The following is a 15,526-nucleotide window of genomic DNA, read 5'->3' on the forward strand; positions in this document are numbered from 1 at the left end:
ACCCCTGCAACGGATATGTCCACCGAACAAAAAATAACCAAAAAGGAAACCCCCACGGTGCGGTTCACGACCCGATGGCACCTGTGCCTACTGAGCGCGCTGCTGCTCGGCCACCTGCCTGCAAGCCTGGCCGCCGTCAGCCTGCCGTTCAATCTGGTGCCGGCGTTTATCACCCTGGCGCCCATCCCCCTGGCACCCGCCGAGCGCCAGTGGCTGGCGCAACACCGAACCCTGAGGGTGGGGATTTCCATTGATGACTACCAACCCATCGATATCACCCGCGATCGCAATCGCTACCAGGGCATCAGTGCCGACTACTTGAGCCTGGTGGGGGCGCGACTCGGCGTGTCGATGCAGGTGATGGGCTTCGCCGAGCGGGCCCAGGCCGTGGAGGCCCTGCGCGCCGGGACGATTGATATCCTCACCAGCGCCAACGGCTATGAACGTGACGTGCCCGGCCTGGCCTTTACGGCGGACTATATGCCCGACCGTTCGGTGGTGGTGACCCGCGGTGCCGATGCCACGCCAAACGACGCACTCCAGGACAAGAAGGTGGTGTTGCTCGATGGCTACGCCAACGTCAAGAACGTGCATGCCGCCTACCCGCAAAGCCACATCATGCTGGCGCCCAATCTCTATAGCGGCCTCGAAGCCCTGGAGCAGGGTGATGTGGATGCGTTTATCGGCAATGAAGTGATCGTGCGCGCCTACAAGTCCCTGCGTCCTTACCTGAGCATGCAGATCAAGGAGCAAAGCCGCCTGGCGCCGATTGGTTTTGCCTTCGCCACGCGCCAGGCCGATCCCTTGCTGGGCAAGATGATGGACCGGGCGTTGCAGAGCATTGATGACTCGGTGCGCCGTGAGATCCTGGCCCGTTGGACCACCGGGCTGGGGGTGGACGTCGTCGGTGAGCGTATTCCCCTGTCGGCCGCCGAGCAGGCCTGGGTGCTGCAGCATCCCCATGTGGTGGTGGCGTCCCAGCAATACTCGCCCTATGTGTTCAAAGACAAGGACGGGCGCTGGGTCGGGCTGAATGTCGACCTGCTCAATCGCCTGTCGCGCATGACCGGTTTGCAGTTCGTCATGGAGGAAGTGTTTTCCACCGCGCAGACCCTGGCAATCCTGGAAAACGGCAGTGCGGATATGAGCACTACCCTGGTGGAAAACACCGAACGCCGAAGGTTTCTGGATTTCAGCCACGGGTTTGGCGGTGCCGGCTGGGTGTTTGTCGAGCGTCTTGATACGCCACCGCTGAACAGCCTCAGCCAGCTTTCGGGCGAGGTGTTGGCGCTGCCGGCGCGGCATGTGCTCGAAGGCTACATCCGGCGTGAATACCCGCAGATCCGCCTGCGCTCGGTGGCCAACTACACCGAGGCTCGCGCCCTGGTAGCCCGGGGAGACGCGGCAGCGACCATCCAGAGTGAAGTCGAGGTGCAGAGTTATCCGACCGATGAGTTGCGGGTCGGTCGCAGTGTCGATGGCAAGTGGTCCAGTGACAACCTGTCAGTGCGCAAGGACCATCCCGAGCTGCTGAGTATTTTGAACAAGGCCCTGGAAGCTTTGCCGGTAGCCGAACTGAGCGCGTTGCGCCTGCGCTGGATGGGCGCGGTGGCGGTCCCGGTACCCGCCTGGCAGCGTGTGCCGCCATGGGCCTATTGGACGGTCGCCACGGCGCTGCTGTTTGTGCTGGTATCCCTGGTCTGGAACAGTCGGCTCAAGCGTCAGATCCGCCAGCGTGTGGAGGCCGAGCGACGGCTCAATGACCAACTGGCGTTCAAGCGCGCCCTGCTCGACGGCATGCCCAACCCGGTGTTTGTGCGTGACCTCGCTGGCCGTTTGGTCACCTGCAACAAAAGCTATGAACAGCAGTTGGCCACCCGGCTTGAACTGATCCAGGGCCTGACCCTGCCGGAGAGTGGAATTTTGCCGGCCGCCACCGCCTTGCGCCTGCATGCGGGGCACATGGAGCAACTGGAGACGCAGCAGTCGTTGTTTATCGACCGCCAACTGGAGTTCAACGGCGGTATCGCCCATGTCTATCAATGGACCGTGCCGTTTTACGATGCCCAGGGCCAGTTGCGGGGTTTGCTCGGGGGCTGGGTCGATATCAACGAGCGCAAGGTCCTGGAAACCCAACTGATGGACGCGCGTCGCGCTGCCGATGAAGCGAACTACGCCAAGAGTGCCTTTGTGTCGAACCTCAGTCATGAGATTCGTACGCCGATGACGGCGATTATCGGCCTGCTGGAGCTGGAGCAGGAGCGCGCCCTGGCCTCGGGCGCCCCTGTTTCCGAGGCGTTGCAGGTGGCCCATCGCTCGGCACGGGAATTGATTGCCCTGATGGGCGATAGCCTTGATCTGGCGAAGATCGAAGCCGGCCATCTGCAATTGGCGCCACAGACCACTGACCTGAAGGGTTTCTTCGAAGGCATCCAGCGCCTGTTTGAAGCCACTGCGCAGAAAAAGGGCCTGCACCTGACCCTGGCGTTCGATCCCCAGGCCCAAGGCTTTTACTGGTTCGACCCGCTACGGCTGCGCCAGGTCATGCATAACCTTTTGGGCAATGCGCTGAAGTTCACGCAACGTGGAGATGTGCGTATGCGTGTCGCCTGCCAGGTGGATGGAGAGGGGCATGAATACTTGCACCTGTGCGTCGAAGATACTGGCCCCGGCATCAGCGTCGAACAGCAGGCACGAGTGTTCCGGCCGTTTATCCAGGGCAGCCCGCTGACGGCTGCCGAACATGGCGGCACCGGCTTGGGTTTGAGTATCTGCCAGCAACTGGTGGACCTGATGGGCGGGCAAATCACCCTGCACAGCGCCCTGGGCGAAGGCACCACCGTGTGTATCGACCTGCGCCTGGACCGGGTCGGCAGTGACGACCTGCCGGCGCCGGTGGCCGCCGCGCCGGTGCTGGCTGCGGGCCGGGTGCTGTCGGTGCTGATTGTCGACGACCTGCCGGCCAACCGCTTGGTGCTGGTCCAGCAGTTGCAATTCCTCGGGCACCAGGTGGTGGCCCTCAATAGTGCCGAGGCCGCATTGCAGCGTTGGCGCAGCGAGGCGTTCGACGTGCTGGTGACTGATTGTCATATGCCGGGCATGTCCGGTTATGCCCTGGCCGAGGCCATTCGCCAGATCGAAACCCAGGAGCAGCGCCCGCGCTGCGCGTTGATTGGCTGCACCGCTGCGGCCCAGGAGGACGAGAGCCAGCGCGGCCAGCAGGCGGGTATGGATGTGCTGCTGGTCAAGCCGGTGACCCTGGAGCAGTGGGCCCAGGTGCTGGCCCGGGTCACGGCGGTACCGGCCTTCGACCTGCAGGCCCTGCGTAAGATGACCCAGGCCGACGGGCCGATTCTGCAAAGCATGTTGCAGGAGTTGGCGAACAATTTGGAGCACGAGCACCACCTGTTGGGCAACGCCATGGCCGAGCACGACCTGGTGCAGGTGCGGGCCAGTCTGCATCGCCTCAAGGGCATTTGTTGCCTGGTGGATGCGCTGCCGTTGGCCAAGGCCTGCATCGCCCTTGAAAGCAGTGCGCGGGAACACCGCGACGCTGAGCTGCCGGTGCGCTGGCAAGCCTTGTCGCAGGCATTGCTGGTACTGCGAGAGGAGATTCAGCCTTATCTGGAGCAAGAATAGGACGCGTCCTATGTGGTCGCGTCCGGGTTTTGGCTAATGTGGGCCATCCTGCACGCAGCCCCAGAGTTTTCCATGCGCTCACTCAAAGTCCTGATTCTCGAAGATCACCCGTTCCAGCTGATGGCCCTGCACCAGATGCTCAACGCCAACGGCGTGTTCAACGTGCTTACGGCCGACAGCGTCGAGGTCGCCCGCCAGTCGCTGGCGAGCAAGGGGCCGGTGGATATCGCCATCTGCGATCTGTACCTGGAGCATGGCGACTCACTGGGGCTGATCCGCGAAATGGCTGAGCACAGCCAGGCCCAGGTCCTGGTCCTGTTGAGCGACGCCGAACCGGATGTACTGGAAGGCGTGGCGAGCATGGCACGTCAGGCGGGGTTGAACGTATTGGGGTGCATGCCCAAGCCGGCTTCCGCCACTTCCATCGGGCAGATGCTCGATGCCTGCCGGCAACGCTTGCGGCCGAGCCCGCAAGCGCTGTCCTGGGACCGTGTGCACCAGATGCTGGGAGTGAGTGAATTCGCGACCGAGAAACTTTGCGCTGAGGTCGGCGAGGCCGCCATTGAGCGTTACGCCCGTGTCTGCTACCAGCCCATCGTCAGCCAGGCCGGTGATCTGCAAGGCGTGGAGGCGTTGGCGCGCTGGCAAGACCCGGAGCATGGCCAGTTGATGCCCAGCGAGTTTCTGCCGCTGCTGGAGTTGGCGGGCCTGGAGCAGGCCTTTACCTGGTACGTGCTGGACCAGGTGTTGCGCCTATGCGCCCAGGTGACCCGGGACACGGGCCTGGAACTGCCGGTGTCAGTCAACATTCCCGGGCGGTTGCTGGATCAGGAACACTTCGCGCTCACGCTGCAAGGCCTGCTGCAGCGCTTTGCCGTCCCGGCGCGCAACCTCACCCTGGAACTGGTGGAAACCTCGCGCCTGAAGACCGACAGCGCCCATGTCACCGGTTTGCTGCGCTTGCGGATGATCGGTTGCAAGCTGTCCATTGGCGATTTCGGCATCGGCGGTACCAGCCTGCAACGGTTGCTGGAGCTGCCGTTCACCGAGCTGAAGATTCCCCCGGCGTTTGCCAGCGGGATGGCGGGTGACGAACGCAAGTGTGCGGTGGTCGCCGGGGCCATGAGCATGGCCCAGCACCTGGGGGTTGGCGTGGTCGTGACCGGAATTGAAACCCCCGCCGACCGTGACGCGGTGCGCGCGCTAGGGCCGGCCTGGCTGCAGGGTTGCCTGATCGCTCATCCGATGAGTGCCCAGGCGCTGCAACACTGGCTGGCGAAATCTACGGCGATTGCCTTGTAGGAGCCGGCAAGCCGGGCGCTGCACAAACCTAGGCCAACCCGTGTTCCTGCACATAGATGAACAACGCGGCATCGCTGATCAGCCCCAGCTTGCGCATGGCACTGACTTTCTGCGCGCTGACGGTCTGCTTGCTGCGATTGAGGTGCGCGGCAATCTCGCCCACCGTCTTGCCACCTGCCAGCAGGCGGATCACCTCCAGTTCCCGGGGTGACAACTGGTGCTGTGAGTGCAGGCGATCAGCCCCCACTGCACCGGCCAGGGCGAGCGCCTGTTCAATGGTGCGGGCCACATAGGGCCGCTGCTGGCGCACCTTGTCGATGGCTTCGGGCAACTCGTCGGCCAGGCTGGCCTTGCTCAACAGACCCATGACCCCCAGTTCCAGGATCGAGTGGAACAGGCCGGCGTTGTTGAGCATGGTCACCACCACAATCGGCAGGTCCGGGTAATGCCGGCGCAGGTGTTCGATCAGGCGCAGGCCGTCGGCCTGGGGCTCGGCGGGCATCATGAAATCGGTGACCAGTACATCGCAGGGGCAGCGTTGCAGCAGGGCTGCCAGGGCCTGGGGCGAGGTGGCCTCACCGACGATGCGCACCTGCTCGTCGCGCTCCAGCACTGCCCGCAAACCGATCAGGAAAATCGGATGATCGTCGGCGATGACAATACGCAAGGGCTGTTCAGACGCGTCTCTCACGGTGGACTCCGGCAATAATCAGGAGATTCTAGCCTGTCGGCGGTTGTTTTCTCTCTGTCATATTTGCCATGCATGCTCGATAAGCTCAGCTCAAAGGCGAACTTTGTGCTTTTGGCGTAGGTCACTTATCTGTAGGCGCGAGCTTGCTCGCGAAAAACGTCAACGATAATGTAGGGCATCCTGAACGAACGTGGCGCTCTCAGGTTTTTCGCAAGCAAGCTCGCGCCTACACTGGTTATTTATTTTTCTCATGATTGAGTGGTGATCGAGATGGAAAGTATCAGCCTATTGCTCGGTGAAGCGCTGAGCCCTTATCAGGTCACGCTGACTACCTCGGGTGTACACGGCGAGAGCCTGGTGACAGTGAAAAGCCCCACGGGCGCAATCGTGGTCGAACGCGAAGTGGATCGTGCGCAATTGACCGACAAGCGCGCCTTGGTGGACGTGGTGGACTGCCTGCTCCGCGACCTGAAAATCGCCGAAGGGCGCCTGGAGCCTTCGGTAATCGCGGCCTTGCGCAACGCCGCCCAGACGCGCATCAGCGTCCAGGCGTGAAGAAATTTTTATCTTCGGAACCTTCCTACAGGAAGGCCAGTCAGACCATGTAACAGCAGGATCAAGCATTGTGCTCCGGTGCTTGTAGCTTGTTGTACTGGTCTTTGTAGGCCACGTTTAACCCCGAGTTGTCTCCCCACTGCTCGGGGTTTCTTTTTGCCCTGGATTTATCAGGGCAGCGGCGTTTCGCTGAAAAACCTCGGGTTGTCCTTGAGGTATTGCTCGCGCATCAGCGGGTCCAGCCCGTTGGCGTAGGACTGGCGCAATTTCTCCTGGGGAATATTCTGCAACTCGCGATTGATATGGGTAATGGCCTCGCGCCCCATCGGGGTGTCCGAGCAACCGATATGAATCCGCTGATAGCGCGCCGTGCCCTTGATCGGATAGAACACCAGGTCTTGCGGATCAATACCCTGTTGCGCTGCCTGGTATCGGATTTCCGTCCAGTAGCCCAACACGGCTTCCAGCCGCCCCAGGCGCTGCATCTGCAGCAAACTGCCCAGTGCGTCGTTACCGTAATGTGGGGCCAGCTTGAGTGGATCGGCGTGATTCAACTGTTCGTCCACCCCAGGTCCGTAGCTACGCTCGGCGACGATCCCAAGACGCATCTGCTGCAGGTCGAGAAACCTCGCCAGATCGAACTGGCCATCCACCACATAGCTTGCCAGGGCGCCCTGCTGGTTGCGGCGAATCGCGATGCCATTGCTCAGCACGGCGAACGCCGGCGCGGAAAACACAATGTTCCTGGCCCTCACGGGGGTCCATACCAACGATGGGTCGCAGGTGAAGGAGGGCGTGTTGAGCATTTGCAGGCCTCGGGCGCGATTGACGTGCAGGATCTGGTGACGATACTGCGGCAGGCGCTCGATTAACAGCGGCAGCAGTTTATCGACGCTGCCCTGGCCCTTTTGCGGGCCCTCGAAAATGGTCATCGGCGGCAGGTCACGCACCAGCCAGGTCAGGGTGTCCTGTGCCTGGCTCGAGAGCGGCAGCATCCCCAGCAGCGGGGCGATGAGCCATAGGCGCCGCAACGCCCTGATAAAACGGCCGGCCATTATCTTGAGAGTGCTCCACGGGGCATCAGATCGCGCCATCCTTACGCAAACGGGCCACGGCGTCGCTGTCGTAGCCCAGGGATTGCAGAACCACGGCATTGTGTTCGCCCAGCTCTGGCCCGACCCACTCGCAACTGCCTGGGGTGTCCGAGAGCTTGGGCACGATGCCGGGCATCTTGAAATCCTTGCCGTCGGGCAACTGGGCCTTGAGGAACATTTCCCGGGCGAGGTATTGCGGGTCGCCCAGCATATCTTCGGCGCTGTAGATCCGGCTGGCAGGCACTTCGGCCTGGTTCAGCTGCTCCACCACCTGGGCCAGTGGCAAGCTGTTGACCCAGCGGTCGATTACGCCGTACAGCTCGTCGCGCCGGCTATCGCGGCCATCATTGCTGGCCAGTTGTGGGTCATTGGCCAGGTCTTCACGGCCAATGGTCAGCATGAAGCGCTTGAAGATTGCATCGCCATTGGCGCCAATCTGCACATGCTTGCCATCGGCGGTGGTATGGATTGATGACGGGGTAATGCCCGGCATGATGTTGCCGGTGCGCTCGCGGATAAACCCGAACACATCGAACTCGGGGATCATGCTTTCCATCATCGCGAAGATCGCTTCATACAGCGCCACATCCACCACTTGGCCGAGGCCGCCGTTGACCTCGCGATGGCGCAGGGCCATGAGCGCGCCAATCACCGCCCACAGCGCGGCGATGGAGTCGCCGATGGAAATCCCGGTGCGCACCGGCGGGCGGTCTTCGAAGCCGGTGATGTAGCGCAGGCCACCCATGGATTCACCGACCGCGCCGAAGCCCGGTTGATCCTTCATCGGCCCGGTCTGGCCAAAGCCCGAGAGCCGTACCATTACCAGCTTGGGGTTGAGGGCGTGCAGGGTGTCCCAGCTCAGGCCGAGTTTTTCCAGGACGCCGGGGCGGAAATTCTCGATCAGGATGTCGGCGTCTGCCAGCAACTGCTTGAGGATCGCCAGCCCCTCGGGATGCTTGAGGTTGAGGGTCAGGGACTGTTTATTGCGCGCCTGGACAAACCACCACAGCGACGTGCCTTCATACAGCTTGCGCCATTTGCGCAGCGGGTCGCCGCCGTCGGGGGATTCGACCTTGATCACTTGGGCTCCGAACTCGGCGCAGATGCGCGAGGCGAACGGGCCGGCGATCAGGGTGCCCAGTTCGATGACTTTCAGGCCGGCGAGCGGTTTGGCGGTAAACGACATGAGGATCCTTACTAACGCAGGAAGGTATGTATTGCCTTTTAACATAGGCGAGTGCTGCAGGGATAAGGATGATGCAGCGCAGGATTCGTTGAATGACCCCGCCATCGGTTAGACTGGCCGCCTTTCCCTGTCTCTAGAAGTCCGTTCATGGCCCAGCCGTCCACGACCTACAAGTTTGAACTCAACCTGACCGACCTCGATCGTTCGGTGTACGAGAGCGTCAAGCAAACCATCGCCCGTCACCCCTCGGAAACCGAAGAACGCATGACCGTGCGTTTGCTGGCCTACGCCCTTTGGTACAACGAGCAGTTGTCGTTTGGTCGCGGACTGTCAGATGTAGACGAACCAGCCCTGTGGGAAAAAAGCCTGGATGATCGGGTTTTGCACTGGATCGAAGTCGGCCAGCCCGATGCCGACCGCCTGACCTGGTGTTCACGCCGTACCGAACGTACCAGCCTGCTGGCCTACGGCAGCCTGCGGGTGTGGGAAGGCAAGGTGGTGCCGGTGGCCAATAACCTGAAAAACGTGCATATCGCCGCCGTGCCCCAGGAAATCCTGGAAACCCTGGCCAAGGACATGCCCCGGGTGATCAAGTGGGATGTGATGATCAGCGAAGGCACGATTTTCGTCACCGATGACCGCGGCCAGCACGAAGTGCAACTGCAGTGGCTGGTCGGCGAACGCGGCTGATCCTGTCAGGACGGGTTTGTGTAGGAGCTGGCCTGGCCAGTTAAGCGAAGGCAATCTTCAAAGCAGCGAAGATCACATGTGGGAGCGGGCTTGCTCGCGAATACGTCGGCCCAGCAAACATTGATGTTGACTGACCCACTGCTTTCGCGAGCAAGCCCGCTCCCACACAAGCCCGCTCCCACATTTGATGTTTGTCGTTACTCATAGTGTTTTTTAACCGTTGTATTGCACAGAAGCCCCCATCACCCCATGCGCATCGATCCCCGCCCATTGCCCGCTGTCCTGCCGTTCCTCGGTGAATTGCCACCGTTGCTGACCCGTCTCTACGCCGCCCGTGGCGTGACCTCGCAGGATGAGCTGGATAAAAGCCTGGCGCGGCTGATTCCCTATCAGCAGCTCAAAGGGATTGAGGCTGCCGTGGATTTGCTGGTGACGGCCCTGGAGCAGCGCCAGCGCATCCTGATCGTTGGCGACTTCGACGCCGATGGCGCCACCGCCAGCACCGTGGGCACCCTCGGCCTGCGCCTGCTCGGGGCGGCCCATGTGGATTACCTGGTGCCCAACCGCTTCGAATACGGCTATGGCCTGACCCCGGAAATCGTCGCCGTGGCCTTGCAGCGCGAGCCGCACTTGCTGATTACCGTGGACAACGGCATCTCCAGTGTCGAGGGTGTGGCGGCGGCGAAGGCGGCGGGTCTCAAGGTGCTGGTCACCGACCACCACTTGCCCGGCGATGAACTGCCGGCGGCCGATGCCATCGTCAACCCGAACCAGCCCGGTTGCGGGTTCCCCAGCAAGGCCCTGGCGGGCGTCGGGGTGATTTTCTACGTGCTGATGGCCCTGCGTGCGCGCCTGCGCAGCCTGGGCTGGTACGACAAGCAGCCGCAGCCCAATATCGGCGAGTTGCTCGATCTGGTGGCCCTGGGCAGCGTGGCCGACGTGGTGCCGCTGGATGCCAACAACCGCATCCTGGTCCATCAAGGGCTGGAGCGGATCCGCGCCGGGCGTGCGCGGCCGGGGATCAAGGCGATCCTGGAAGTGGCCAAGCGCGACCACGCACGCATCACCTCTACCGACCTGGGTTTTATCCTCGGCCCACGGCTGAATGCGGCCGGGCGCCTGGATGACATGAGCCTGGGCATCGAATGCCTGCTCACTAGCGACTTCGCCCAGGCCCGGGAAATGGCCGCGCAGTTGGACGGCATGAACCAGGACCGCAAAGCCATCGAGCAGGGCATGCAGCGCGAGGCCCTGGCCCAGCTCAAGGACTTGCCGGTGGAGTCGATGCCATTTGGCCTGTGCCTGTTCGACCCGGAATGGCACCAGGGTGTGATCGGGATCCTCGCCTCGCGTATGAAAGAGCGCTATTTCCGCCCGACCATTGCCTTTGCCGATGCCGGTGATGGCCTGCTCAAGGGCTCCGGGCGTTCGGTGCCGGGCTTTCATATCCGTGATGCCCTGGCAGTGGTGGCCAGCCAGCACCCGAACCTGATCGCCAAGTACGGCGGCCACGCCATGGCGGCGGGCCTGACCTTGCCTGAAGCCAACTTCCCGTTGTTCGCCGAAGCCTTCGACGCCGAAGTGCGCCGGCAACTGCGTGAAGAAGACCTGACGGGGCGCCTGTTGTCCGATGGCACCCTGGCGGTGGAAGAGTTCCACCTGGAACTGGCCCGTGCCCTGCGCAACGCCGGGCCCTGGGGCCAGCACTTTCCCGAGCCGTTGTTTCATGGGGTGTTTCAACTGGTGGAGCAGCGTGTGGTGGGCGAGCGGCACCTCAAGGTAGTGCTCAAGAGTGAGTGCGGCGCAGTGAAGCTCGATGGCATTGCCTTTGGCATCGACCGCGAGGTGTGGCCGAACCCGACCATTCGCTGGGTGGAGTTGGCCTACAAGCTCGACGTCAATGAGTTCCGCGGCCAGGAAACCGTGCAATTGATGATTGCCCACATCGAACCGCGCTGAACCCTGTGCAATCCCCGGTTGTCGACTAGTCTCTAAGCACTGTGTGATTGGTCTTGTGACCTTGTCTGTTTTTTAGCCCGAAGGGGACGGGCCTTTCATCTTCTCGTCACGCGTACCGGTCAAACAGAACCCTGGAGCCAATGCCCACCGGATACGAGAAGAGGTGCCCCATGAGTCTGTTGCTTGAACCCTATACCCTGCGCCAATTGACCCTGCTCAACCGCATTGCCGTATCGCCGATGTGCCAGTACTCCGCCGTCGATGGCCTGGCCAACGACTGGCACCTGGTGCACCTGGGCAGCCGCGCCGTTGGCGGCGCCGGGCTGATTTTCAGCGAAGCTACCGCCGTTACTGCCGATGGCCGCATCACCGCCCAGGACCTGGGCCTGTGGAACGATGCCCAGATTGAGCCGCTGCGTCGCATCACACGCTTTATCAGCGCCCAGGGCGCGGTGGCGGGCATTCAACTGGCCCACGCCGGGCGCAAGGCCAGCACCCATCGGCCGTGGATCGGCAAGCATGGCAGCGTCAAGCCCGAAGACGGTGGCTGGGTGCCGGTAGGTCCGTCTCCCATCGCCTTCGACCCGCAGCACACCGCGCCCCGGCAGTTGGACGAAGGGCAAATCCAGCAAGTGATCGCCGACTTCGTGGCCGCCGCCAGGCGTGCCCTGGCCGCCGGCTTCCAAGTGGTGGAAATCCATGCCGCCCATGGTTATCTGCTGCATCAATTTCTCTCGCCCTTGAGCAATCAGCGTCAGGATCAATACGGCGGATCCTTTGAAAACCGCATCCGCCTGGTGTTGCAAGTCACCCAGGCGGTGCGCGATGTGTGGCCGCAAGAGCTGCCGCTGTTTGTACGCGTCTCGGCCACCGACTGGGTGGAAGACGGCTGGAACCCCGACGAAACCGTGGAACTGGCACGCCGCCTGAAAGACCTGGGTGTGGACCTGATCGACGTGTCCTCCGGTGGCACCGCCGCCAATGCCGAAATCCCTATCGGCCCCGGCTATCAAACGCGCTTTGCCGAGCGCGTGCGCAAGGAATCCGGCATGGCCACCGGCACGGTCGGGATGATTACCGAACCGGCCCAGGCCGAGCATATTCTGCGCACCTGCCAGGCCGATATCATCTTCCTGGCCCGGGAACTGCTGCGTGATCCGTACTGGCCGCTGCACGCCGATGACGACCTGGGCGGCCGCAAGGCGACCTGGCCGGCGCAGTACCAGCGGGCTACCCACCGCGACCAGCCGATCCATGAGTCTGACTTGCGCGACTGATTTTTTACATTCGTCACCCAGACCCACCGCTGATCACGGTGGGTTTTTTCTTGCCTGTCGCCGGGGGAGTAGCGATCCTGAGCGTCCTGGACACTGGAGGCCAAGATGCTGGTGGAACGTGATTTGAATGAAAGCGACATTCCCCTGCTGGCGTTGATTGACCGTACTGAGCAGATTGATGAGTGCTATCGCCTAGAACACGGCGAGTTGGTGCTCTACGCCGCTCACCACGACATGCGCGGTTGGCCCGAAGGCGAAGCCGAGCAGGATGCCCTGGAGTTGTATGCCTGCTGGCTGCGCGGCGGGTGGTTGCATGGAGTGTTTGCTGGTCCGACGCTGCTGGCGGCAGCGGTGGTGGATAACCGGGTGATCCATAACCAGGGCCTGCGTATGCATCAGCTCAAGTTCCTGCATGTCAGCCACAGTGGCCGAGGGCATGGGCTGGGTGGGCGCTTGCTGACGCTGGCCTGCGCGCACGGGGTAACGCTGGGTGCGCAGGCGCTGTATATCTCGGCCACCGAGTCGCGCAACACCGTGGATTTTTATCTGCATCACGGCTGTCGTTTGCTCAAGCAGCCCGACAGCGAGCTGTACCACCGGGAACCCAATGACATCCACTTGTATCGCCCGCTGCCCTGATCTGTCCGGCATCAGGCGCGTACACGGCGGTCAGTACGTGAGAATTTTCTGAAGGCCTTTTGCCTTAAGGCAATTATTTAAGTGAATGCTCTAAAAAAATCTCACAAGCGCCAGGATAGTTTCTACGCTTGAAGTAAGACGGCTTCTGGCCCAGGAAGTCAGTCTGTTTACGCGCTGAGGCATTGCACTTCGCGGACAGGGTTATGGGCATCGGGAGTTGTTGTTTATCACACGGAGAAACAGTCCATGGCCAAGTCCATTGGTGTCGCAGGGGGTCTGGTGCTTTTTTTCAGCCGCAAGCTGTCGTTGCATGGCCGCCGGTTGAGCTCGGACGAGGCGCAGTTGCTTGAGCAGTACCGTGCCCTGACCGAAAACGATCAAATTGCGATGCGTTATTTGATTAGTGCGATGAGGAGTATTTCGCGTTTTTGAACCGGGTGGGGGCGTTCCCACGCCGCAATGAGCGTGGGAACGTTGGGCATCAGCTGTACTTGCGCTTGTCCGGTGCGGGCGGGAAGTACTGGTACAACCAGGTTTCACTCAAGGTCCGGTCATTGGTGCGGATGAACAGGCGCATCTCCACCGGCGCGACGCTGTCGCTGGTCGGGTACCAGTCGAAGAGAATGCGGTAGCCCTTGATGTCGTCGAGCACCAGCACGCTGAAGTCTTTCACTTCGCCATGGGAGCAGGTGACCACAGGCTCGATCCCGGTGCCTGCGGGCAGGCGGTCGAGGCCACCGCCTTTGAAGTCCACGGCAAAACGGCGGGCCCAGACCGGCGGGTAATGCTCACCCGGCGCCCAGCCTTCGGTGAAGCCGCCCATGCCGGAGCGGGTGGCGTTGACTTGTGCCAATGGTGTGCTGACCGGGGGCAGGGCGCTCCAGTAGAGCTTGTAGCCAAAGGTCAGGGAGTCGCCGGCGGCCACCGGTTTTTTCGGGGTCCAGAAGGCGACGATGTTGTCCATGGTCTCGCCGGTCGTAGGAATTTCCAGCAGATCGACAGAGCCTTCACCCCACGCGGTGGTCGGCTCCACCCACAGACTTGGGCGCTTGCTGTACCAGTCGACGGTGTCCTGGTAACTGGCGAACTCATGGTCGGTCTGCACCAGGCCGAAACCTTTCGGGTCTTTATCGGCGAAGGCATTGAACTGCAGAGTGGCCGGGTTGTTCAGCGGGCGGCAGATCCACTCGCCGTTGCCGCGCCACATCGCCAGGCGATCGGAGTCGTGGATCTGCGGGTGGATGGTGTCGCACATGCGCCGCTCATGGGTGCCGCAACTGAACATGCTGGTCATCGGCGCGATGCCCATCTGCTGGATTGCCGTGCGCGCATTGATATGGGCGTCGATGGCCATCACCACCTGGGTGGCCTGGCAGTCGATATCAAAACGATAGGCACCGGTGGCGCTCGGCGAGTCGAGCAGGGCGTAGACCACGAAACGGGTGCTGTTCTTGTCCGGCGTCTCGAACCAGAACTGGGTGAAATCGGGGAACTCTTCGCGTTTATTGGCGTAGGTGTCGATGGCCAGGCCGCGTGCCGAAAGACCGTACTGGCCGGTGTTATCCACCGCACGGAAATAGCTGGCGCCAAGGAAAGACACCACGTCGTGGCGGTCCAGTTCCGGGGCCTTGAACAGCTTGAAGCCGGAAAAACCCAAGTCGCCCTTGAGCTGCTTGGTGTCGACCGTGGTTTTTTCATAATTGAACAGCGACGGACGGAAATGCACCTCCCGCGCCTGGCGGGTCTTGGGGTCGACACTGTGCATGCGCACCGGGGTCTTGAAACCCATGCCGACGTGGAAAAACTGCACGTCCAGCTGGCCTTTGAGGTCTTTCCACAGCGAATGATTACCGTCGTAGCCGATGGCATTGAAATTCTGCGGGGTCATGGTCGCCAGGGTCGGCGGCAGCACCTGGCGGGTGTCCTGATACTGTTTACCGGCCAGTTGCTTGGCCTGCAGCTTGAGCCAGTCGAAGTCGAACGCCTTGGCGTCGCCATCGGCTGCACGATTCCCGGCCCAGGCCTGGGCGGCCAGCAGGCCACTGGCTGACAGCCCGGTGTAGGCCGCGATGGCCATGGACGCTTTGAGCAAATTCCTGCGGTGCATAAATACAACCTGTGGTGAGCAATCCCGTGCCGTTCCTGGCGCGTGCTGGATCAGAAATTACGGTTCGGACATGCCTTCGGCCAAACGCAACGGACATTAAACAGATGCTGAATAGCTTAAGGGGTTCGGTGGGGAAGGAAAATTGATTGATAGCGGGATGATGGCGTTGCATATGAAACAAGACGTGTCAGCAGGGGGGATTTGCTGGGGATGGCTTTGGGTCGGTGTGTATATCCATTGCTGCGGTCACGGCGGCTATTGGTTCCGCTCTTACAGCGGGTCACTTTTGGAAAAGAGCCCCAAAAGTAACCAAAAGGGCTCCTGCCCCACCACTCGGTGCCTCGCCTAGGCTCGGCATGCCCGCAGTCAGGCATTGCTCCGTGGGCC

The 15,526-nt window shown here is 61.8% G+C and carries 12 protein-coding genes; 8 read left to right on the plus strand and 4 right to left on the minus strand.

The genetic code is table 11. The annotated features are described in order from the left end of the window. Positions 1–57 precede the first annotated feature (57 nt). Together HBR93_RS18320 and HBR93_RS18325 are read left to right on the plus strand one after the other, a co-directional pair. Positions 58–3,639 (plus strand): transporter substrate-binding domain-containing protein, encoded by a 3,582-nt coding sequence (locus tag HBR93_RS18320; protein WP_346266851.1) that lies wholly within the window; start codon positions 58–60, stop codon positions 3,637–3,639. 72 nt (positions 3,640–3,711) lie between these two features. Further along, positions 3,712–4,941 carry an EAL domain-containing response regulator gene (locus HBR93_RS18325; RefSeq protein WP_115129361.1) on the plus strand — a complete coding sequence of 410 codons (1,230 nt, stop codon included), beginning with the start codon at positions 3,712–3,714 and terminating at the stop codon, positions 4,939–4,941. Between the two features lie 28 nt (positions 4,942–4,969). Here the strand turns inward: HBR93_RS18325 and HBR93_RS18330 are convergent, their stop codons facing one another. After that, positions 4,970–5,632, minus strand: a complete 663-nt coding sequence (locus HBR93_RS18330) for a response regulator transcription factor (protein WP_057959551.1) — start codon at positions 5,630–5,632, stop codon at positions 4,970–4,972. Between the two features lie 270 nt (positions 5,633–5,902). On the opposite strand from HBR93_RS18330, the gene HBR93_RS18335 reads away from it, so the two are divergent. After that, complete coding sequence (locus HBR93_RS18335) at positions 5,903–6,187, plus strand: DUF3509 domain-containing protein (protein WP_057438042.1); 285 nt, start codon at positions 5,903–5,905, stop codon at positions 6,185–6,187. A 170-nt stretch (positions 6,188–6,357) separates the two neighbouring features. Here HBR93_RS18335 and HBR93_RS18340 read toward each other — a convergent pair whose 3' ends face one another. Both HBR93_RS18340 and HBR93_RS18345 read right to left on the minus strand, forming a co-directional pair. Then, on the minus strand, positions 6,358–7,242 hold the full coding sequence (locus HBR93_RS18340; protein WP_169960793.1) for a TIGR02285 family protein: 885 nt from the start codon (positions 7,240–7,242) through the stop codon (positions 6,358–6,360). A gap of 25 nt (positions 7,243–7,267) precedes the next feature. Continuing rightward, a complete protein-coding gene (locus HBR93_RS18345; protein ID WP_057444507.1) occupies positions 7,268–8,467 on the minus strand; it encodes a CaiB/BaiF CoA-transferase family protein in 1,200 nt (399 codons plus the stop codon). A 147-nt stretch (positions 8,468–8,614) separates the two neighbouring features. Between HBR93_RS18345 and HBR93_RS18350 the strand changes: the two genes are divergently transcribed. The 5 genes from HBR93_RS18350 (at position 8,615) to HBR93_RS18370 (ending at position 13,464) form a co-directional block, all read left to right on the plus strand. Then, complete coding sequence (locus tag HBR93_RS18350) at positions 8,615–9,157, plus strand: YaeQ family protein (RefSeq protein ID WP_057438005.1); 543 nt, start codon at positions 8,615–8,617, stop codon at positions 9,155–9,157. Positions 9,158–9,406: 249 nt separating this feature from the next. Beyond that, positions 9,407–11,116 (plus strand): single-stranded-DNA-specific exonuclease RecJ, encoded by a 1,710-nt coding sequence (gene recJ, locus HBR93_RS18355; protein WP_115127502.1) that lies wholly within the window; start codon positions 9,407–9,409, stop codon positions 11,114–11,116. A 170-nt stretch (positions 11,117–11,286) separates the two neighbouring features. Next, complete coding sequence (locus HBR93_RS18360) at positions 11,287–12,393, plus strand: NADH:flavin oxidoreductase/NADH oxidase (RefSeq protein ID WP_169960794.1); 1,107 nt, start codon at positions 11,287–11,289, stop codon at positions 12,391–12,393. Between the two features lie 105 nt (positions 12,394–12,498). Continuing rightward, complete coding sequence (locus tag HBR93_RS18365; protein WP_169960795.1) at positions 12,499–13,032, plus strand: GNAT family N-acetyltransferase; 534 nt, start codon at positions 12,499–12,501, stop codon at positions 13,030–13,032. Between the two features lie 246 nt (positions 13,033–13,278). Beyond that, the gene (locus HBR93_RS18370) at positions 13,279–13,464 is read left to right on the plus strand and encodes a hypothetical protein (RefSeq protein ID WP_169960796.1); all 186 of its coding nucleotides are present in this window, start codon (positions 13,279–13,281) and stop codon (positions 13,462–13,464) included. 49 nt (positions 13,465–13,513) lie between these two features. Here HBR93_RS18370 and HBR93_RS18375 read toward each other — a convergent pair whose 3' ends face one another. Further along, positions 13,514–15,139: a glucan biosynthesis protein D gene (locus tag HBR93_RS18375; RefSeq protein ID WP_169960797.1), complete on the minus strand. Its 1,626-nt coding sequence runs from the start codon at positions 15,137–15,139 to the stop codon at positions 13,514–13,516. Positions 15,140–15,526 lie beyond the last annotated feature (387 nt).

Source organism: Pseudomonas sp. WS 5411, assembly GCF_012985595.1.
GTDB classification, from domain to species: domain Bacteria; phylum Pseudomonadota; class Gammaproteobacteria; order Pseudomonadales; family Pseudomonadaceae; genus Aquipseudomonas; species Aquipseudomonas shahriarae.

Excerpts from the sequence above, each read along its gene's own strand:
- HBR93_RS18335 (WP_057438042.1), top strand. The coding sequence starts at position 5,903 with ATGGAAAGTATCAGCCTATTGCTCGGTGAAGCGCTGAGCCCTTATCAG.
- HBR93_RS18340 (WP_169960793.1), bottom strand. The coding sequence starts at position 7,242 with ATGGCCGGCCGTTTTATCAGGGCGTTGCGGCGCCTATGGCTCATCGCC.
- HBR93_RS18365 (WP_169960795.1), top strand. The coding sequence starts at position 12,499 with ATGCTGGTGGAACGTGATTTGAATGAAAGCGACATTCCCCTGCTGGCG.
- HBR93_RS18370 (WP_169960796.1), top strand. The coding sequence starts at position 13,279 with ATGGCCAAGTCCATTGGTGTCGCAGGGGGTCTGGTGCTTTTTTTCAGC.
- HBR93_RS18345 (WP_057444507.1), bottom strand. The coding sequence starts at position 8,467 with ATGTCGTTTACCGCCAAACCGCTCGCCGGCCTGAAAGTCATCGAACTG.
- HBR93_RS18325 (WP_115129361.1), top strand. The coding sequence starts at position 3,712 with ATGCGCTCACTCAAAGTCCTGATTCTCGAAGATCACCCGTTCCAGCTG.
- HBR93_RS18350 (WP_057438005.1), top strand. The coding sequence starts at position 8,615 with ATGGCCCAGCCGTCCACGACCTACAAGTTTGAACTCAACCTGACCGAC.
- HBR93_RS18360 (WP_169960794.1), top strand. The coding sequence starts at position 11,287 with ATGAGTCTGTTGCTTGAACCCTATACCCTGCGCCAATTGACCCTGCTC.
- HBR93_RS18375 (WP_169960797.1), bottom strand. The coding sequence starts at position 15,139 with ATGCACCGCAGGAATTTGCTCAAAGCGTCCATGGCCATCGCGGCCTAC.
- recJ (WP_115127502.1), top strand. The coding sequence starts at position 9,407 with ATGCGCATCGATCCCCGCCCATTGCCCGCTGTCCTGCCGTTCCTCGGT.